General features: G+C 35.9%; 1 pseudogene. It reads right to left on the reverse strand.

Annotation, left to right across the window (positions count from 1 at the left end):
* Window positions 1-210, reverse strand: a pseudogene (locus R7E78_RS26670) (sigma-54-dependent Fis family transcriptional regulator); the annotation flags it as partial.
* Window positions 211-705: the final 495 nt, after the last annotated feature.

A 705-nucleotide genomic window follows, 5' to 3' on the forward strand; every position in this document is an offset into this window, starting at 1 on the left:
TTCGATATCGGAAAGTCGCTGGTAATCAGTGTGAGTGAAATGCGCCACTTCGACAATCGCGACATCCGGTTGAACGTCGACGAAGTGATCAATCCAATCATCGTCCGTTTCTGTGTCATACAAACGGAACTTATGTAATTCCTGACAAGAAGCGATAGCCTCTTTGAGGGCGGGGTCTTGTATTCTTAGAAACAGGCTTGGCAGTGACATAGAAATGTCCTCTTCACTATAACAGAAACAATGTACGTGTATTATTTAAGCTGTACAAGACAAAATATTGTCAAAGTCTGTTTAGAATCTGGTTGGTTATTAATATAGTGAGATCAACAGCAAACTATATATCCACATCGTTTTTTCTTTCCTTATTTGTTGTGTGGAATTGTAATCCTTAGAAATTAATCTCTCTTGATGGTTTTTGCGTACAAAAATAAACGAAAGGATGAGGTGTTATTTCTTCTCTATTTATCTTTTCTTCTTCAATGATTAAAAATTACATTTCTTCTGTGTAAATTATTCACGAATGGTTTCTCTCTCATCTTAAATATAACGGCCGTTTTAAAATAAACGCTTTAAAAATAGTTACTTATGAAGTTGGCACATGCTTTGCTCTATTAGAACTGCAACGTCAATATAGGAGAATTACCATGAATAACATCGCAGCTAAAATTGTACTTACTTCAGTTCTTGCAACGTCATCTACCGCAG

This window comes from Vibrio sp. YT-19(2023) (assembly GCF_033337395.1).